This window comes from Amycolatopsis sp. NBC_01488 (assembly GCF_036227105.1).
Lineage (GTDB): Bacteria > Actinomycetota > Actinomycetes > Mycobacteriales > Pseudonocardiaceae > Amycolatopsis.
Genome location: NZ_CP109434.1, coordinates 1,604,964 through 1,623,711 on the forward strand (window position 1 = coordinate 1,604,964; position 18,748 = coordinate 1,623,711).

An 18,748-nucleotide genomic window follows, 5' to 3' on the forward strand; every position below is an offset into this window, starting at 1 on the left:
GGTGCCCGACCCGATGTTCCCCACCCTCACGTCAGCTTCGGGCAAGGAAGCCCTCCGGTTCGGCGATCAGGCCCTGACCTACGAAGAGCTCGCGGCGGTCGCCGGTGGTCTCGCGGCCGGGCTCCCCCGCGGCCGCGTCGCCGTCTGGGCGACCCCGACGATCTACACCGGCGTCGCCGTCGTCGCCGCGCTGCTCGCCGGCGTCCCGGCCGTGCCGCTCAACCCGAAGATCGGCGAGCGCGAGCTGGCGCACATCCTCGCCGACAGCGAACCCCGGCTGGTGCTGGCCGAACCCGGCGTCGAGCTGCCGCCCGGCTTGGCCGCCCTCCCCCGCCTGGACATCCCCCTGACCGGCGGGAAAGCGCTCCTCGCGGACGAACCGGACGCCGAGACACCCGCCCTGATCGTCTACACCTCGGGCACCACCGGACCGCCGAAGGGCGTCGTCCTCCCTCGCCGGTCGATCGCGACCACACTGGACGCCCTCGAAGACGCCTGGGGCTGGACTGACGAGGACACACTGGTGCACGCGCTCCCGCTGTTCCACGTGCACGGCCTGATCCTCGGCATCCTCGGCCCGCTGCGCCGCGGCGGCTCGGTGCGCCACCTCGGCCGGTTCTCGACCGAGGGCGTCGCGCACGAGCTGGCGTCCGGCGCGACCATGCTCTTCGGCGTGCCGACGATGTACCACCGGATCGCCGCCGAGGTCGGGACGGACACCGCGCTGGCGGAGGCGCTGAAGAGCGCGCGGCTGCTCGTCTCCGGGTCGGCCGCGCTGCCGGTGCACGACCACCAGCGGATCACCGAAGCGACCGGCCAGCAGGTCGTCGAGCGCTACGGCATGACCGAGACGCTGATGAACACCAGCGTCCGCGCGGACGGCGAGCGCAAGCCCGGCACGGTCGGCGTCCCGTTGCGCGGTGTGGAATTCAGGCTGGTCGGCGAAGGCGGCGAAACGATCGACGACGTCGAGAGCGTCGGTGAGATCCAGGTGCGCGGGCCCAACCTGTTCACCGAATACCTCAACCGCCCGGACGCGACCGCGGCCGTGTTCGACGACGGCTGGTTCCGCACCGGCGACATGGCCACACGTGACACCGACGGGTACGTCAAGATCGTCGGGCGCAAGGCGACCGACCTGATCAAGAGCGGCGGCTACAAGATCGGCGCGGGCGAGATCGAGAACGCACTGCTCGAACACCCCGGCGTCGCGGAAGCGGCCGTCACCGGCGAGCCGGACGACGACCTCGGCGAGCGGATCGTCGCGTGGATCGTGCCGTCCGGTGAGCCGCCGGCGGCCGAGGAGCTGGCCGACCACGTCGCCAAGCTGCTCGCGCCGCACAAGCGTCCACGAGTCGTACGGTACCTGGATGCCTTGCCGCGCAACGACATGGGCAAGGTCATGAAGCGGGCCCTCGGTGGCTAGGCAGCCGGCGCGCGAGGTCGTCGGCGCGATCGCGAACGGCTTCGCGGAGTTCCCCACGCCGTTGCGCGACGAGCCGGCCGACGGGCCGATCGGCTGGCCCGGCTACCGCGAAGCCCGCGCGAGCGCGGAAGAGCGCACCGGCGAGAAAGAGTCCGTCGTCTGCGGGACGGCGAAGATCGGCGACGTCGAAGCCGTGCTGATCGCGTTCGAGTTCGGGTTCCTCGGCGGGTCGCTCGGGCAGCGGACCGGCGACCGGATCGAGGCGGCGTTCGCGCACGCCCGTGCCGCGCGGCTGCCGGTGGTGTCGCTGGTTTCCACCGGCGGCAGCCGCATGCAGCAAGGGATGCGGGCGCTGATGCAGCTCCAGCGGGTGGCGCGGGCGTCGGCCCGCACGCGGTCCGAGGGCATCCCACAGCTCTCGGTGCTGCGCGACCCGACGACCGGCGGCGGCTGGGCGACGCTCGGCGCGGGTGCCGACGTCATCCTCGCGCTGCCGGAAGCGCAGGTCGGGTTCGCCGGTTCGCGGGTGCGGCCGGCCGGCTCCCCGGAGGCGTACACGGCCGAGGCGAAGTACGAGTGGGGGCAGGTCGACGCGATCGTCTCCCCCGACGAACTCGGCCCGGTCCTGGAACGGTGGCTGCGGCTGCTGACGGCCCATTCGTCGGCGGCGGCTCCGCCACCTTCGGCCTTGCGGCCGGCCGCGTTGCCGGAAACCGGCTGGGAAGCGGTCCAGGCGGCCCGTTCGCCGCGGCGGGCTCGGGCGCGGGAGTACCTCGACGCGTACTTCGAGTGGCGAGAAGACGTCAGCGGCGACCGCAGCGGCGGCGTCGACCCCGGAGTTTCGTGCGGCTTCGGCTGGCGTGACGGCCGGACGATCGCGTACGCGGCACAGTGCGGCACGCCGACCCTCCCGTCGGGCTTCCGGACGGCCGCGCGACTGGTGCGGCTCGCGTCCCGGCTGGGAATCCCGGTGCTGACCCTCGTCGACACCCCGGGCGCGGCCAACGACGCGGCGGCGGAGCAGGCCGGCGCGGGCGGCGCCATCGCGGAGATGTTCGAGGCCGTCGCGACGGCCTCGGTCCCGGTGACGACGCTGGTGATCGGCGAAGGCGGCTCCGGCGGAGCGCTGGCGTTCGCGGCACCCGAGTCGACGTGGGTGGCGCCGGACGCGTATTTCTCGGTGACGTCCCCCGAAGCCGCGGCGGCGATCCTGAAGCGCCCGGCTTCGGAGGTGCCGGCCATCGCCAACCAACTGCACCTGCGGCCCCAGGACCTGGTGGACCTGGGCGTGGCCCGGGCGGTCGTCAGCCCTGGCGGGCCGGGTTGAGCAGCTCCGCGGTCCGGTCCGCCCAGGTGCCGTGCGGCTCCAGGGTGACCTCGCGAACGTCGTCCTCGCGGCGGTCCAGCCGGACCACCAGGTAGTCGTCCGACAGGCGCTCCGCCGATCCCTCGCCCCACTCGACCACGATCGCCGAGCGCTCCAGGTCCGTGTCCAGGTCGAGGTCGTCCAGCTGGGACAGGTCGCCGCCCAGGCGGTACGCGTCCACGTGCACCAGCGGCACCCCCGCCGGACCCGCCGGGTGGACGCGGGCCAGGACGAACGTCGGAGAGCTGACGCGGCCGCCGACGCCGAGGCCGTCCGCGATGCCGCGGGTCAGCGTCGTCTTGCCCGCGCCGAGTGGCCCGGCCAGGAGCACCAGGTCACCGGCGCGCAGGACGCGGCCAAGCGCCCGCCCGAACGCCATCGTCTCTTCGGGCGTGGGAAAAACCATGCTCAACGCTGCCACCACCAGTTTCGCCGGGACGAAGATTCGCCGTCCACACCGGAACAGCGTTGCAGGAGATCGATCAGATGGCTGTTCACCAGCTCGGGCTGCTCGAGCAGGACCATGTGCCCGGCGCCGCGGACGCGCACCAGCTCCGCGTCGGGCAGCTCGGCCGCGATCCGCTCGGCGTGCGAGAACGGCGTGAACCGGTCCGAGTCGCCGCCGATGACCAGCACTTCCGCGTGCTTCAGCCCGGCCAGCGCGGCGTACCGGTTGTGGCTGCCGAGCGTGTCGACGAAGTTGACGAGCCCGCGGACCGGCGTCACCTCGAGCATTTCGAGCATGAAGTCGACGAGCCGCGGCGCGACGTCGCGGCTGCCGAAAGCCAGGCGCCGCACGGCCTGCCGGGTCAGCTGCCCGCCCGCGGCACGCACGAATTCCACCAGCCCCGGCTGCCAGCCGGCGAGACCGCCCGCGGCGCGCGTCAGCGGGTTGTACTTCGAGAGCAGCGAGCGCGGCAGCCCGCGTGCGCCCACTTCGCCCGCCGCGGTCGCGATGAAGGCGACACCGCACACGCGATCCTCGAACAGCTCGGGGAACTCCGCGGCCAGCTCCATGATCACCATGCCGCCCATCGAGTGCCCCATCAGCACGATGGGCCCCTCCGGCACCACCGACCGGAGCACGCAGTCCAGGTCGCGCGCGAGCTGCTCGATCGTCGAGTTCTCCGCCGAAGCCGCGCCGGACAGGCCGTGGCCGCGGTGGTCGTAGTACACCTGGCGCACGCGAGGCAGCCGTAGCTTCGCCAGGTCGCGGCGCTGGAAGTGCCAGCAGCGCCGCGAAAGCGCGAAGCCGTGCACCCCCACGACAGTCAGTTCCGGCTTGCCGCCGTCTTCCGGGTCGATCTCCTCGACCGAAAGCGGCGTGCCGTCCTCGGCCGCGACCGTGGAGGCACGGTCCGGCTTCAGCTCCCCCAGCGGCTCGTCCACGTACGGATCCTCACTGTGCCGCCGCTGCTGCGCGGCGACGATAGCGGCGGCGGCGGTCCCGGTGGCGATGGCCCCGACCCCGCCGGCGATGGCCAGCAGTCGACGTGAAGGTGTCATGAGCGCTCCCCCAGATACCGGCGCCGGACCCGCGGGCGGTACATCGAGGTGACGATCTCGTAGTCGATGGTGCCCAGCTTGTCGGCCCATTCCCGGGCCGTCGGCTCGCCGTGCGTCCCCTGGCCGAACAGGACGACCTCGTCGCCGACGGCGGGCTCGTGGTCGCCGCAGTCGACGACCAGCTGGTCCATGCAGACGCGCCCGGCCACCGGCCGTCGCTGTCCGCCGAGCCACACGTCCATCCGCCCGGACAGCGACCGCGGGACGCCGTCGGCGTACCCGGCCGGGACCAGCGCGAGGTTCGTGTCGCGCTCGGCCGTCCAGGTGTGCCCGTACGACACCGACTCCCCGGCATCGATGCGCTTGACCAGCGCGACGGCGGACCGGAACGTCATGGCCGGGCGCAGGTCTTCGGATTGCGGCACCGGGTTGAGCCCGTACATCGCGATGCCGGGCCGGACGATGTCGAAGTGCAGGTCCGGCCGGGTGAGCAGGGCCGCGGAGTTCGCCAGGTGCCGCTTCGGATCGAGCCCGGCCGCCCGAGCGACGTCGTAGGCCTCGGCGAACCGCTTGGCCTGGAGGTCGGTCGCCGGGTGGTCCGGCTCGTCCGCGCACGCGAGGTGGGACCAGATCGCGACGACCTCGACCCGCGGTTCGGCGGCCGCCGCTGCCACCAGCTCGGCCCAGCGGGCGGGCGGGCAGCCGTTGCGCGAGAGCCCGGTGTCGATCTTGAGGTGCACACGGGCCCGGGTACCCGGTTTCGCGGCGGCCGCGATGCGGCGTAGCTCACCCAGGGAGCTGGCCGCGAGGTCGACGTCCGCCTCGATGCCCGGCGCGAAGTCGACGTCCGGGGTGTCCAGCCAGCTGAACAGGCGGGTCGTGATTCCGGCTTCGCGCAAGGCGAGGGCTTCGCCGAGCGAGCAGGTGCCGAGCCAGCCGGCCCCGGCCTCGACCGCGGCGCGCGCCACCGGCAGCGCGCCGTGGCCGTAGGCGTCGGCTTTGACCACGGCCATCACTTCGGCGCCGGGCGCGCGGACGCCCAGCAGGGTGAGGTTGTGGCGGATCGCGTCGAGGTCGATGTCGACCTGGGCGCGAAGGAGACTGGAGGTCATGGCGACCTCCAGTCTCCCATGACGCGAGGTCAGGGCAGGCGCAGCCCGGCACCCGTGGCGGAGAACACGTGCAGCGCGTCCGGCCGGATGCGCAGGCGGATGGTGTCGCCCATCGCCGGCGGGGTGCGCGGGTCGACGCGGGCCACGATGTTCGGCTGGGTGTCTTCGGCGTCGGTCTCGGCGAGCTTGCCGTAGACGTACGCGTCCGAGCCCAGCTCCTCGACCAGCTCCACCTTGATCGGCAGGGTGCCGTCCTCGCTGGTCGTCACCTCGAGGGCTTCCGGGCGGAAGCCGAGCTTCACGGTGTCGCCGTCGGCGGCCGCGAGCGTCTCGCGGGTCAGCGGCACGCGCGCGCCACCGAGCTCGGCGCCGTCCGTGGTGACCTTCGCCGTCACGAGGTTCATCGCCGGCGAGCCGATGAAGCCGGCGACGAAAGCGTTTGCGGGCCGGTCGTAGAGCGCCCGCGGGGTGTCGCACTGCTGCAGCAGGCCGTCCGAGAGCACCGCCACGCGGTCGCCCATCGTCATGGCCTCGACCTGGTCGTGCGTGACGTACACGGTCGTGACACCGAGGCGGCGCTGAAGCGCGGCGATCTGCGTACGCGTCGAGACACGCAGCTTCGCGTCGAGGTTCGACAGCGGCTCGTCCATGAGGAAGACCTGCGGCTCGCGCACGATCGCGCGGCCCATCGCGACGCGCTGGCGCTGACCACCGGAGAGCGCCTTCGGCTTGCGGTCGAGGTAGTCCACGATGTCGAGCAGCTTCGCGGCCTCCAGGACCTTCTGCTTGATCTCGGACGCGGGGCGGCCGGCGATCTTCAGCGCGAAGCCCATGTTCTGCGCGACCGTCATGTGCGGGTACAGCGCGTAGTTCTGGAACACCATCGCGATGTCGCGCGACCGCGGGGGCAGCTGCGTGACGTCGCGGTCGCCGATCCAGACGCTGCCGTCGTCGATGTCCTCGAGGCCGGCGAGCATGCGCAGGCTGGTCGACTTGCCGCAGCCGGACGGGCCGACCAGCACCAGGAACTCGCCGTCGGCGATCTCCAGGTCCAGCGCGTCGACCGCGGGCGTGTCCGAACCGGGGTAGCGCCGGGTCGCCTTGTCGTAGGTGATGGAAGCCATCGGTCAGTCCTCTCCGAGATTCCGCCGGACCCCGTACGCCGCTTCGCGGGCTTCGAGGTGGCGCTGCTGGATCCGGTGGCCCTCGGCGCGCTGCGCCTCGGTCGGCTCGTCCAGCTCGAGCCTGGTCTTCTGGGGGTTGTTGCTCTGCCCTTTTTCCTGCCAGGACGGGGGTTCCGCACTGGAAGCCAGGGCCCACGCCGCCTGCCGCGCCGCGCCGATGGCGACGTACTCGGCGACTTCGGGCAACTGCACGGGCACGCCGAACACGAGCGGCGCGACCGCGCGAACGGCGGCCGACTGCGCGCCCCCGCCGATCAGCAGCACGCGGTGGACGTCGATCCCGTGCGCGCGCACGGCGTCGAGCCCGGCGGCCAAGCCGCAGAGCATGCCTTCGACGGCACTGCGCGCGAGGTTCTCCGGGGTCATGTTCGACCTGGTCAGGCCGCTGAGCGAGCCGGTGGCGCCGGGCAGGTTCGGGGTGCGCTCGCCGTCGAGGTAGGGCAGGAAGGTCAGGCCACCGGCACCGGGCCCGGCCCGCAGCGCGAGCCGGTCGAACTCGCTGAGCGTCGCGCCGAGCATGCCGGCCGTCGCGGTGAGGACGCGCGCGGCGTTGAGCGTGCAGGCGAGCGGGAGGAACCGGCCGGTGGCGTCGGCGAACCCGGCGACCTCGCCGGACGCGTCGGCCGCGCCGCTTTCGGCGACGCCGAACACGGTGCCGCTGGTGCCGAGCGAGACGACGACGTCGCCGGCCTGGAGTTCGAGCCCGAGCGCGGCGGCCATGTTGTCGCCCGTGCCCGCCGAGACGAGCACGCCGTCCGGGGTGTGCCCGGCGACGTCGGCCGGGCCGAGCACGGTCGGCAGCTCCGGCGTCCGGCCGCCGAAGGCGTGGCTCAGGACGTCGAGGCGGTAGGCGTTGTCGGACGGCGAGAAGTAGCCGGTGCCGGACGCGTCGCCGCGGTCGGTGACCGGGTCGCCGCCGGTGAGCTTCCAGGTCAGCCAGTCGTGCGGGAGCAACACGCGCGCGACGCGGTCGGCCAGCTCGGGCTCGTGGTCGGCCAGCCAGCGCAGCTTCGTGACGGTGAAGCTGGCGACCGGCACCGAACCGACGGACTTGGCCCAGACGGACGGGCCGCCGAGCTCGTCGATGAGGTCGAGCGCCGACTGCGCGGAGCGGGTGTCGTTCCACAGCAGTGCGGGCCGGACGACGTCGTCGTTCTCGTCGAGGGTGACCATGCCGTGCTGCTGCCCGCCGACGCCGATGGCCTTGACGTCGTCGAGCAGCCCTTTCGTGGCGTCTCGGAAGGCGTCCCACCAGGCGGCGGGGTCGACCTCGGTGCCCTCGGGGTGCGGCGCGCGGCCGGTGCGGACGATCTCACCGGTGCGCGCGTCGCACACGACGACCTTGGTCGACTGCGTGGACGAGTCGATCCCGGCGACCAGCTCAGCTGTCATAGGGCTGCCCCTCTGCGACGTGTTCGACGATCTCGATCGAGGTGCCCGCGTTCAGCGCGGCCTCGATCTCCTCGGTGGGTGTGGCTTGGCCGGTGATCAGCAGGTCGTAGTCGCCGACGTCGCCGTGCGCGTAGGTGGCGGTGCGGCCGAACTTCGAGTGGTCGACGACCAGCACGGTCTGGTTGGCGATCCGGAGGGCCGCCTTCTTCAGCTCGGCGTAGTCGCGGTCGGGGTGGAAGAGCCGCCCGACGGCGACGGCGGTGACCGAGACGAACGAGACGTCCGCGCGGATGGAGTCGAGCAGGTTCAGGACTTCCGGGCCGGCGCAGGAGTCGTACTCGGGGGAGTAGCGGCCGCCCGCCAGTACGACGTCGACCTTCGAGCCGAGCAGCCGGGCGGCGTGCAGCGAGTTCGTCACGACGGTGAGGGCGTCGATCTCGGCCAGGCGCTTGACCAGCGGGAGGAGGGTGGTGGAGTCGTCGACGAAGACGGTCTGCCCGGGCTGGACGTGCTTCGCGGCCGCCTCGCCGAGGGCTTCCTTCTCGCCGTGGTGGAGGGTGTCGCGGAAGCGGGCGGCGGTCTCGATGGTGAGGGCGGGATAGGCCTCGACCTTTCCGCGCAGCTTGCGGAGGAGGCGGCGCTCGGCGAGGTCGTCGAGGTCGCGGTGCATGGTCATGAGGCTGACCCGGAACCTCGTCGTCAGGTCGTCGATGCGGGCTTCGCCCTGCTCGATGACGTGATCGAGGATGTCCTGCCGCCGCTGTTCGACGACGGCATCGGACGGCCGGGTCTTCCGGTCCCCCGAGGATGATCCTACTCCTGTGCCGCCGCTCACACGGCATTCTTACCAGATTTATCGCCCGGAGTTAACAGAGAACTCGATAACTCTTCTCAGGTCGTCAGTGAGCGGATCGCGCGGATGGCCTCCGGGATCGCGTGGACCAGGCCCGATGCCGACGTCGGCGCGTTCTGGGCCGCGATCGCGCCCGCCAGCGAGTGCACGTGGGCCGCCGCCGCGGCGGCCAGCCAGGGGTCCAGGCCCGCGGCCAGCAGCGAGCCGACCAGGCCGGACAGCACGTCGCCCGAGCCCGCCGTCGCCAGCCACGCGCCGCGCGGGGTGTTCACCGCGACGCGGCCGTCCGGGGCCGCCACCACCGTGACGTGCCCCTTCAGCAACACCACCGCCTCGTACTTCTTCGCTGCCTCGCGGGCCGCCGTCACGCGGTCCGCGCCCGGCTTGCGACCCATCAGACGCTCGTACTCGCCCGCGTGCGGGGTCAGCACCAGCGGGGTGTCCGGGTCACGCGCGTCGAGAACGTCGGGAGACTTCGCGATGATCGTCGTCGCGTCGGCGTCCGCGCAGACCGGGACGCCCTGGCCCAGCACGTGCCGCAGCACGTCGCGGCCCTCGGAGCCGGTGCCGATGCCCGGGCCGACCGCCCACGCCTGGACGCGTCCGGCGTCCGCGACCGTGCCGGTCGCGATGATCTCCGGCCACTGCGACCGGACGACGTCGGCCGCGTGGCCCGCGTAGCGCACCATGCCCGCCGTCGCGCGGACCGCCGAGCCCGCCGCCAGCACCGCCGCGCCCGGGTACGTCGCCGAGCCCGCCGCTATGCCGACCACACCCTGGCTGTACTTGTCGTCGTCCGGCCCGGGGATCGGCCAGGCCGCCGCGACGTCCACGAGGTCGAGCCGCAGGAGCGAGGGGTCGGTCAGCTCGAGACCGATGTCGACCAGCACGACCTCGCCGCACCACGACGGCGCCAGCGCGTGGACCGGCTTGAGCGCGCCGAACGTCACCGTGCGGGTCGCCTTCACCGCCGGGCCGTCGACGGCGCCGGTGTCCGGGGCGACGCCGCTGGGCAGGTCGACCGCCACGATCGGCGCCTCGACCAGGTCCACCAGCCGCGCGGCGTCGGGCCGCAGCGATCCGGACGCCGAAATCCCGACGATCCCGTCGACCACGACGTCGGCCCGGGCGATCCACTGTGGACCGTCCTCGGCGGACACCGCGCGGCCCCCGGCTCGCTTCAGCGCCTTGAGACCGGCGGGATGGGCCTTCTCGGGCTTGAGCAGGATCGCCGTGACGGCGACGCCACGTCGCCGGAGAAAGGCTCCCGCCCAGAGCGCGTCGCCGCCGTTGTCGCCGGAACCGACCAGCAGCACTACCCGGCGTCCGGAGACACCGCCGGCGTGGTCTTCGAGCAGGTCGGCGATCTGCACCGACAAGCCGAACGACGCCCGGCGCATCAGCTCGCCTTCGGGCGTGACGGCGAACGCCCGCCCCTCCGCCTCGCGAATCCGTTCCGTGGTCCAGATTCCCTGCACGGCTCGGGCCCCCGCTCTATACGCTGTGTTATTCCACAGTGACGGACTTCGCCAGGTTACGCGGCTTGTCGACGTCGTACCCGCGGGCGCGGGCGATCTCCGCGGCCAGCACCTGCAGCGGCACCGTGGACACCAGCGGCTGCAGCAGCGTCGGCACCGCGGGAACCTCGATGAGCTCGTCCGCGAACGGCCTGACCGTCTCGTCGCCCTCTTCGGCGATCACGATCGTGCGGGCACCGCGCGCCTGGATCTCGCTGATGTTCGACACCAGCTTCGAGTGCAGCACCGCGCGCCCCTTGGGCGACGGCATCACGACGACGACCGGCAGCCCCTCTTCGATCAGCGCGATCGGGCCATGCTTGAGCTCGCCGGCCGCGAAGCCTTCGGCGTGCATGTACGCGAGTTCCTTGAGCTTCAGCGCGCCTTCGAGGGCGACCGGGAACCCGACGTGGCGGCCGAGGAACAGGATTGCCTTCGAGTCGGCGATCCGGCGGCCGAGGTCCCGGACCTGGTCCACTGTGGACAATGCTTTCTGGACGGCCGCGGGCATGGCCTCCAGCTCGGCGAACTCGCGCGCGACCTCGTCCGGGTACTTGGTGCCGCGGGCCTGCGCGAGCGCGAGGCCGACCAGGTAGTTCGCCGCGATCTGGGCGAGGAACGCCTTGGTCGACGCGACGCCGATCTCGGGCCCGGCGTGGGTGTAGAGCACGGCGTCGGACTCGCGCGGGATCTGCGCACCGTTGGTGTTGCAGACGGCCAGGACACGCGCCTTCTGCTCACGCGCGTGCCGGACGGCTTCGAGCGTGTCCGCCGTCTCGCCGGACTGCGACACCGCGACGACGAGCGTGTCGCGGTCGAGGACCGGGTCGCGGTAGCGGAACTCCGACGCCAGCTCGACCTCGACCGGCAGCCGCGTCCAGTGCTCGATGGCGTACTTCGCGACCAGGCCGGAGTGGTAGGCCGACCCGCAGGCGACGACGAAGACCTTGTCGACGTCGCGGAGGTCCTGGTCGGAGATGCGCTGCTCGTCGAGGATGATCCGGCCGGACTCGAAGTGCCCGCGCAGCGTGTTGGCCAGCGCCTCCGGCTGCTCCTCGATCTCCTTGAGCATGAAGTACTCGTGGCCGCCCTTTTCGGCGGCGGACAGGTCCCAGTCGACGGTGAACGGCTTGGCCTGGGCGGCGTCGCCGTGGAAGTCGGTGACCTCGTAGCCCTCGCGGGTGATGACGACGAGCTGGTCCTGGCCCAGTTCGACGGCCTCGCGGGTGTGCTCGATGAACGCGGCGACATCGGAGGCGACGAAGTGCTCGCCCTCCCCCACCCCGACGACCAGCGGCGACGACCGGCGCGCGGCGACGATGGTGTCCGGCTGGTCGGCGTGCGTCACGACCAGGGTGAACGCGCCTTCGAGCCGACGGCAGACAGCGGCGACGCTGGCGGCGAGGTCCCCCTTGGTGTCGCCCTCGGTGTAGGCGCGGGCGACGAGGTGCGCGGCGGTCTCGCTGTCGGTGTCACTGGCCATCTCGACGCCGTCGGCCTCCAGCTCGGCGCGCAGGGTGGCGAAGTTTTCGATGATGCCGTTGTGCACGACGGCGACGCGCTGCGAGGCGTCGCGGTGCGGGTGCGAGTTGCGGTCGATCGGCGCGCCGTGGGTCGCCCAGCGGGTGTGGCCCATGCCGGCGGTACCGGTGATGCTGTCCCGGCCGAGCTTGTCGAGCTCGGCTTCCAGGTTGGCCAGGCGCCCCGCCTTGCGCTCGACGGTCAGCGCCCCGGCGCCGTCGAGGACCGCGACACCGGCCGAGTCGTACCCGCGGTACTCCATCCGCCGGAGCCCGCCGAGGACGACGTCCAGAGCCGGGCGGTGCCCGACATATCCCACGATTCCACACACGCGCACCAGCCTAACGAGGGATGTTCAGCGGGTTGACGGGGTCTGGAAACCGAGCTTGACCTGCGAAGATGCCAACGCCGGTGGTCCGGACCAATGCGGCTTGGGGCGCACGAGGGTGAAAGGGGCGGGTTCGCCCGGCAAGGTCATGCGGCCAGGTGGCCGAACCGACCGTTCAGGTACGCGAGCCGACCCTCCAGGCACGTGAGCCCGACCGGCTGGGCACGCGGGCCGACCGGCGGGGGCACGCGGCGCAACAGCTCCGGCCCCGCCGGGACCACGGCGGACAGCGTGAGTGAAGAGCGGCCATCTCTCGCGCCGCAGTTCACCCAGTGCGACCCCGGCCACCCAGGTCGCCGCCGGGCGCGTCCCCGCGGGTCACCGGAGCGGCGGGCGAGCCACCGTCGCTCCCGCACAGTAGGGTTCCCGCCATGGCCAGCAAGCCCAAGCAGCTGCTCGCGGAGTTGACGCACCCGGGTCCGCACGAGGTCCTGCGGGGCAACCTCGCCCTGGTCGGACTGCCCGGCGTGGTGTTCACGCCGCGCTCCGGTCTCGGGTTGCCCGCCATCGCCTTCGGGCACGGGTGGCTGCAGCCCGCCGATCGGTACCGGCAGCTGCTGCACCACCTCGCCAGCTGGGGCATCGTCGCCGCCGCGCCGGCCACGCAGCGGGGGCCGCTGCCTTCGCACCGGTTGCTCGCCGCCGACCTCCTGACCACCCTCGACGTCGTCACGACCGTGCGGCTCGGGCCGGACGGCATCAGCGTCGACCCGGCCAAGCTCGGCCTCGCCGGGCATTCGACCGGCGGTGGCTCCGCGGTCCTCGCCGCAGCTCAGGACGCGCAGGCTGGGAACCAGCGGATCAAGGCCGTCGCGACCATCGCCGCCGCCCAGACGCTGCCGCCCGCAACCGAGTCGGCGAAGGCCATCACCGTTCCCGGCCTGCACCTCGCCGCCGAAGAGGACCTGGTCGCCCCGAAAGTCGCGCACGCCGAGGCGATCACCGACGCCTGGGGCGGCGAAGACGTCCAGCTGCGCACGCTCGGCAAGTCGACCCACCTGGGCGTCACCGAAGGACGGCACTGGTCGCAGCTGATCATGCACGGCAAGCCGCACCGCAAGACGCAGCAGCTCACGCGCGCCCTGTTCACGGCGTTCTTCCTGACGCACCTGACCGGCACCGACAAGTACCGGCCCCTGCTGGAGGCCGACGTCAAGCGCGCCCCCATCGAGCGCGAGGAAGAACCCGCGCACTGACCGAGGGTCAGACCAGCCAGCTGGTGCTGGAGAAGTCGTCCTCGTCCTCCACCGGACGCGCGTGCCGTCCCCGCTTCGCCGGCTCCGGAGCCGGGGGCGCGGGCGGTTCCGGCGTCGGCTCGGGTCGCGGTGCCGCCGCGGCCGGGATGCCGTAGCTCGGCGTCGGGTACGGCGTGCGCCCGGTGTCCGCTTCCTCGTCCGCGACGCCGAACTCCATCAGCGACTCGCGGCCCTTGTCGGCCAGCGTCTTCTCCGTCGCCCAGCCACCCGCGCTCTGCTTGCGCTTGGTGAGCTCGTCCATGTGCTCGGCGTACTTCTGCGCGGCGGCCAGCTCGTTCTTCAGCCCCTCGCGGGCCTGCGTCTCGGCCTCCGCGACCCGGCGTTCGCGCAACCCGCGCTGCTCGTCCTGCTCCCGCGCCGCGGCGTCCATCGTCGAGATCGCCGCGCGATACCGGTCTTCGGCGCTGCTCATCGGCCCTCCTCAGCCCTCGTCACCGGTCGTACCGGATCGAACGGTCGCCCTCGTCGTCCAGCGAGCCGCTGATCCGGCCCTTGGCGCCGCTGGTTTCGAAGACGCCGCCCTCGATGCGGTACTGGCTGGGCCCGCGCTGCTGGTCGCCGCCGCCACCGCCCCCGCCCGGCGCGCCGCCCATGCCGCCCATCATTCCGCCCATGCCGGACATCCCGCTCATGCTCGACGAGCCGCTCGCCGCGGCCGCGGCGTGCGCGCCCGGGTCGACCGGGGTCGCGCCGAGCCCGCCGCCGTCGGACATCGGCATCGACGCGTCACTGCCCGTGTGCGCACCGGGTTCCAGCGACACGGCGCCGGCGAAGTCCGCCGACCCGCCACCGGTGACGGCGGACCCGAAGTCGCTCGCCCCGGCCGTGGTCGTGGCGTCGCCGCCACCACCACCGGCCACCGCGGTGGCACCGCCGCCGGCCCCCGCGTCGGCCGTGGCCACCGCCGGTTCCGCGCCGACGCTGCCGCCGAGGTCACCGGAGAAGTCCTGGCCGCCCGGCGCGGTGAACCCGCTCGAACCGGCCGCCGCGCCCTGCGTGAAGCCCGGGTCCGGGTTGGCCGGCGCCGGGTCCTTCGTCAGCGGCGGCTCGGCACCCGGGTCGTGCCGGATCGCGGAGCTGCTGCTGTCGGTGGCCGACGCGGGGTCGGCCTTGACGTCGCCGGCCTTCGGGCCGTTCTTCTCGTCGAGCGTGTACGTCGTCGGCTCGCCCTTGCCGTCGTCGACGGTCACGATCGTCGGGCCGCCCGGCCCGTCCGGCCGCTCGGCCGTGATCTTGAGGTTGCCGTCCTGGATGTGGATCTTGCCGTCCGCGCCCGGCTGGTAGCTGCCGTCGGCGGACGGCTGCCCGTCCTTGACCGCGTGCGAGCCCTGCGGGCCGAAGCCGCCGGCGCCGTCCTTGCCGGCTTCGGCCTTCTTGTCGTCGTCACCCCAGTCGAGGTGGTAGTCCTTCTGGTGGCCGTGGCCGTCGTCCACGGAGATGTCCTGCTTGCCCGCCTTGTCGGGCTCGGACATCTCGATCGTGTTGTCGCCCTTCTTGACCGACACCGTCTCGGTCTCGTCGGTGTGCTTGATGGCTTCACCGGTCGTCGGGTCGATCGGGTACGGCTTGCCGGTCGACGGGTCGACCTCGAGGGGCTGGCCGGTGATCGGGTTCTTCCCGTCGTCGTGCTTCGCCGGGTCCTCGGCCTTGGGCGGCTCGGCCGCCGACGGCGTCGTGCTGCCCCCGCCGCCCGTGCTGCCCCCGCCGCCGGTGGATCCGCCGCCGCCGGTCGATCCACCGCCGCCGTTCCCGCCCCCGGTGCCGGTCCCGGTCCCGTTCCCGGTGCCGGTGCCCGTGTCGGCGCCCTTGCCGTCGCTCTTGGCCTCGGTGAGCTGGTTCGTGTACCCGCTCATGTACTGCTCGAGCGCGCCGAACTGCTGGTCGATCGTGTCCTTGGCGGACTTGCACGAGCCGTTGAAGGCGGTGATCAGGCTCTGGTACTCGGTCGTGAACGCGCCGTCGCGCCAGTAGCGGCAGACGTTGCGGCCGTACTCCTTGTTCTCGTCGTTGAAGCCGCAGTCGTCGTTCTGCAGCCGCTCGGCGAGGTTCGTCTGGTTGCCGTTCTTCGCGTTGACCGCGTCGACCCAGCCGGCGACCTTCATGAAGTCGTCGAACTTGTCGGTGTCGCCGTTGGCGATCTTGAGGACGTCCTTGGCCATGTTCAGGTCGGCCTGGGCGATCGTCGTGCGGTGCAGCTGCAGGACCTCGTCGACCTTCTTCTGGACGGCGTTGAAGACGTGCGTCACGGTCTGCGGGATCAGCTTGGCAGCGCCGTCGATCTGCTGCGACAGCTCCTTGGCGTGCGGCTTGATCGCCTCGTCGTACTTGATCTCCGCCGCGTTCGCGCCCTTGCCCTTCCACTCCCCGAAGAGCGTCTTGAGCTCGGTGTCGCTGCTGGTCAGCGTGTCCTCGACGACCTTGTGCGCCTTGGAAAGGTCGTCGGCCTCGGTGAGGAACTTCTGGAACTGGATGCCGCGGTTCTCGTCGAACTTGTCCCTGATGTCCTTCTGCGAGTCGATGTGGCCGGACCCGCCCTTGATCTGGTTCCAGATCTCGTCGGTCCACTGGGCCAGGAAGTCGACCGTGACCTTGCCCTGGTCGAGCAGTTCGTCGGAACTCTTCGCGCCGGCCCCGAGCGTGGGTGTCGCGATTCCGTCGAGGGCCTTCTTCGCCTGGTTCTTGCGGTCGGTCTGGGCCTGTTGTTCCTTGCCCTTCGCCGCCGATTCCTGCTGGGCTTCCTTGAGCGCGTTGTCGACGTCTTCGTCGGATCCGGACGGCGTGAGCGGCGTCGTCAGCCAGTTCCGGTCGGAATACCCGTCGACGTACTCCTTGGCGTACTTCTCTTCTTCGTCGTTGAAGTTCCAGGTGTTCTTGTCGTACGCCTCCATGAGCTTGGACTTCTTGTCCATGGAGACGTTCGGGTCGTCGAGGACCTTCTTGATTTCCGCCCAGTCGGCCATTACTTGCTCCCCGCCGCCTTCGCCTGCGCACCGGCGTTCTGCTCCTGCGTGCTGTACTGGGAGCCGGCCGTCCCGATCCCGGAGCTCAGGTTCATCAGCGCGTTCGAAAGCCCGTTCATGCCCGCGCCGATCTCGTCGATCCCGGACTTGTACTTGCCGTAGCCGTCGCCGTGGACCCGGCCGAAGTCGGCCTGCGCGAGTTCGGTCGGCGCGACCTTCTTGGCCTCGGCGGCCGGGTCGTCCGCGACGTCGTTGAGGCGGACCTGCGCCCGCGTCATCGCCTCAGAACTCGCTTCGTAACCGTCTGGCATGGTCGGCTTGCCCCCTTCGATCCACAGCCCCTGGTGCAGGTGCCGGGACTATGACGTACCCGGACGCTGTTCGGTGCCGTCGCAGATGCACACAGAGTCTAGCGTTCGGCCCAGCGGCCGACCTGGGCTTTGCCCAACCGCGGTCACCCGGTGGGGTGCTGCGCGGCGAGCGCTTCGGAAATGACCTCGGCGACGCCGCGGACGTCCACCAGCCGGTCGAGCTCGTCCAGGTCGACGGAGACGCCGTACCGCACCTCGACCCGGGCGAGCAGCTGGACGCGCTGCCGGGACGTCATGCCGATGTCGTCGAACGGCGTCGTGTCGGTCAGCCGCTCGAGCGGGAGCTGCAGCGCGGTGCAGACGATCGTCCGGATCTCGTCGGCGTGGGCGGCCGGGTCAGTCATGGCGCCCATTCTCGCCCCACCAGCGGTCGCGGGCCGCGGCGCGGGACACCTTGCCGCTGGAGGTTCGCGGCACCTCGCCCGGCGGGACCAGCCACAGGGCGCGCAGCGGCAGGTCGTGGCCCGCGGACACGGCCCGCCGCACGGCCGTCTCGACGTCGTCGTCCGGGGACGCGCAGCCGGCCACCACCGCGACACCCTCACCGCGCTCGTCCTGGACGGCGAACGCGGCCACGCGCCCGGCCCGGATCCCCGGGTGCGCGGCCTCGACGGTGGCCTCGACGTCCTGCGGGTAGTGGTTGCGGCCGTCGACGATGATCAGGTCCTTCAGCCGCCCCGCGACGTACAACTGTCCTTTGTGGATGAACCCGAGGTCGCCGGTGCGGAGCCAGCCGTCCTCGGTGAAGGTGTCGCCGCGGTCCGGCCGGCCCCAATAGCCGTCGGCGAGGTTGGGGCCGGACACCTGGATCTCTTCGTCGACGATCCGGAGGCGCTGACCGTACGGCCGCCCCACGGACACCAGCGGCTCGCCGCCGTCGAACGTCGTCACGGTGGCACCTTCGTCGCCCGCGCTCGTGACGAACACCGTCGCTTCGGCCAGCCCGTAACACGGCTTGTGCGCCGCGCGCGGCAGCCCGAACGGAGCGAAGGCCCGCTCGAACGCCTCGACGGTGGCCGCGCGGACCGGCTCGCTGCCGTTGAGCACCGAGTTGACGTGCGAGAGGTCGACGTCTTCCAGCTCCCCCGCGGCCGCCGCGGCCAGGTCGAACGCGAAGTTCGGCGCCGCCGTGACCGCGCCCGGGAAGTCCGCGAGCAGCCGGATCCAGCGCAGCGGGTCGCGGACGAACGCCATCGGCGTGAAGAACACCGAGCGCGCGCCGAGGAACACGGGCGTGCCGATGAGCAGCACCAGCCCCATGTCGTGGAAGAACGGCACCCAGCCGGCGAGGTGGGTCGACGCGCTCCCGTGGTAGCACCGCGTGGTCTGCCAGCAGGCGGCGACCAGCGCGCGGTGCGAGATCACGGCGCCGGCCGGACGGCGCGTCGAACCCGACGTGTACTGCAGGTACGCCGGGTCGGTCATCGCCACCTCGGCGGGCGGCTCGGCGGCGTCGGGCGCGATGTCCTCGATGGCCAGCACGACGTCCGGCGGCGACGGGATCTTCTCCAGGAGGTCCTTCGAGGTCAGGCACACCGCCGGCGTGGCGTCCGCGAAGGCCGCCTCCAGCCGGGCGCGGTTCGTGCGGCCGGTCGGGACGGACAGCGGCATCGCGACGAGCCCCGCGTAGAGCGTGCCGAGGAAGGCGACGACGTACCCGAGGTCCTGCCGCGCGGCGATCGCCACCCGGTCGCCCGGCCGCGTGTGGCGCCGCAGCTCGCGCGCGACCCCGCGGACGCGCGCGAGCACTTCGGGCCAGGTCAGCGTGTGGTCGGCGGGTCCGGGGAAGGTGCGGCACGTGAACGCGGGCCGGTCGACGGCGGCGTTGCGGAGCAGGTAGTCCGTGAACGGCGTGGTCAGGACCTCGTCCGGGACGTCTGCGGGCGGCACGGCCCC

At 72.2% G+C, this 18,748-nt stretch carries 16 protein-coding genes; 3 read left to right on the forward strand and 13 right to left on the reverse strand.

Features of this window, described 5'->3' with window-relative positions:
• Position 1 precedes the first annotated feature (1 nt).
• Both OG738_RS07540 and OG738_RS07545 read left to right on the forward strand, forming a co-directional pair.
• Positions 2-1,426, forward strand: a complete 1,425-nt coding sequence (locus tag OG738_RS07540) for an acyl-CoA synthetase (protein WP_329052379.1) — start codon at positions 2-4, stop codon at positions 1,424-1,426.
• On the forward strand, positions 1,419-2,753 hold the full coding sequence (locus OG738_RS07545; RefSeq protein ID WP_329052380.1) for a carboxyl transferase domain-containing protein: 1,335 nt from the start codon (positions 1,419-1,421) through the stop codon (positions 2,751-2,753). The genes OG738_RS07540 and OG738_RS07545 overlap by 8 nt, the downstream gene beginning before the upstream one ends.
• Here OG738_RS07545 and tsaE read toward each other — a convergent pair.
• Genes tsaE through glmS form a run of 8 tightly spaced genes read right to left on the reverse strand, consistent with a single transcriptional unit; the run spans position 2,731 to position 12,208 of the window.
• On the reverse strand, positions 2,731-3,204 hold the full coding sequence (gene tsaE / locus OG738_RS07550) for a tRNA (adenosine(37)-N6)-threonylcarbamoyltransferase complex ATPase subunit type 1 TsaE (RefSeq protein WP_329052381.1): 474 nt from the start codon (positions 3,202-3,204) through the stop codon (positions 2,731-2,733). The genes OG738_RS07545 and tsaE overlap by 23 nt on opposite strands.
• Positions 3,201-4,298: an alpha/beta fold hydrolase gene (locus OG738_RS07555; RefSeq protein ID WP_329052382.1), complete on the reverse strand. Its 1,098-nt coding sequence runs from the start codon at positions 4,296-4,298 to the stop codon at positions 3,201-3,203. The genes tsaE and OG738_RS07555 overlap by 4 nt, the downstream gene beginning before the upstream one ends.
• Positions 4,295-5,410 carry an alanine racemase gene (gene alr / locus OG738_RS07560; RefSeq protein ID WP_329052383.1) on the reverse strand — a complete coding sequence of 372 codons (1,116 nt, stop codon included), beginning with the start codon at positions 5,408-5,410 and terminating at the stop codon, positions 4,295-4,297. Before alr ends, OG738_RS07555 begins: the two co-directional genes overlap by 4 nt.
• Before the next feature lie 29 nt (positions 5,411-5,439).
• Positions 5,440-6,534, reverse strand: coding sequence for an ABC transporter ATP-binding protein (locus OG738_RS07565; protein ID WP_329052384.1), 1,095 nt, complete (start codon positions 6,532-6,534; stop codon positions 5,440-5,442).
• Between the two features lie 3 nt (positions 6,535-6,537).
• Complete coding sequence (xylB, locus tag OG738_RS07570) at positions 6,538-7,986, reverse strand: xylulokinase (RefSeq protein ID WP_329052385.1); 1,449 nt, start codon at positions 7,984-7,986, stop codon at positions 6,538-6,540.
• Positions 7,976-8,821 (reverse strand): DeoR/GlpR family DNA-binding transcription regulator, encoded by an 846-nt coding sequence (locus tag OG738_RS07575; RefSeq protein WP_329052386.1) that lies wholly within the window; start codon positions 8,819-8,821, stop codon positions 7,976-7,978. The genes xylB and OG738_RS07575 overlap by 11 nt, the downstream gene beginning before the upstream one ends.
• Positions 8,822-8,877: 56 nt before the next feature.
• Entirely contained in the window at positions 8,878-10,317 is a 1,440-nt protein-coding gene (locus tag OG738_RS07580) for an NAD(P)H-hydrate dehydratase (RefSeq protein ID WP_329052387.1), read from the reverse strand.
• A gap of 28 nt (positions 10,318-10,345) precedes the next feature.
• Positions 10,346-12,208, reverse strand: a complete 1,863-nt coding sequence (glmS, locus tag OG738_RS07585; protein WP_329052388.1) for a glutamine--fructose-6-phosphate transaminase (isomerizing) — start codon at positions 12,206-12,208, stop codon at positions 10,346-10,348.
• A gap of 428 nt (positions 12,209-12,636) precedes the next feature.
• Between glmS and OG738_RS07590 the strand changes: the two genes are divergently transcribed.
• Positions 12,637-13,461, forward strand: a complete 825-nt coding sequence (locus OG738_RS07590) for a dienelactone hydrolase family protein (RefSeq protein ID WP_329052389.1) — start codon at positions 12,637-12,639, stop codon at positions 13,459-13,461.
• Between the two features lie 7 nt (positions 13,462-13,468).
• Here the strand turns inward: OG738_RS07590 and OG738_RS07595 are convergent, their stop codons facing one another.
• The 5 genes from OG738_RS07595 to OG738_RS07615 all read right to left on the reverse strand — a co-directional run bounded on the left by OG738_RS07595 (position 13,469) and on the right by OG738_RS07615 (position 18,742).
• A complete protein-coding gene (locus OG738_RS07595; protein ID WP_329052391.1) occupies positions 13,469-13,933 on the reverse strand; it encodes a hypothetical protein in 465 nt (154 codons plus the stop codon).
• A 19-nt stretch (positions 13,934-13,952) separates the two neighbouring features.
• Positions 13,953-16,481, reverse strand: coding sequence for a WXG100 family type VII secretion target (locus OG738_RS07600; protein ID WP_329052393.1), 2,529 nt, complete (start codon positions 16,479-16,481; stop codon positions 13,953-13,955).
• The gene (locus tag OG738_RS07605; RefSeq protein ID WP_329052394.1) at positions 16,481-16,759 is read right to left on the reverse strand and encodes a hypothetical protein; all 279 of its coding nucleotides are present in this window, start codon (positions 16,757-16,759) and stop codon (positions 16,481-16,483) included. Before OG738_RS07605 ends, OG738_RS07600 begins: the two co-directional genes overlap by 1 nt.
• 176 nt (positions 16,760-16,935) lie before the next feature.
• On the reverse strand, positions 16,936-17,196 hold the full coding sequence (locus OG738_RS07610) for an acyl carrier protein (RefSeq protein ID WP_329052395.1): 261 nt from the start codon (positions 17,194-17,196) through the stop codon (positions 16,936-16,938).
• Complete coding sequence (locus OG738_RS07615) at positions 17,189-18,742, reverse strand: fatty acyl-AMP ligase (protein WP_329052397.1); 1,554 nt, start codon at positions 18,740-18,742, stop codon at positions 17,189-17,191. Before OG738_RS07615 ends, OG738_RS07610 begins: the two co-directional genes overlap by 8 nt.
• Positions 18,743-18,748: the final 6 nt, after the last annotated feature.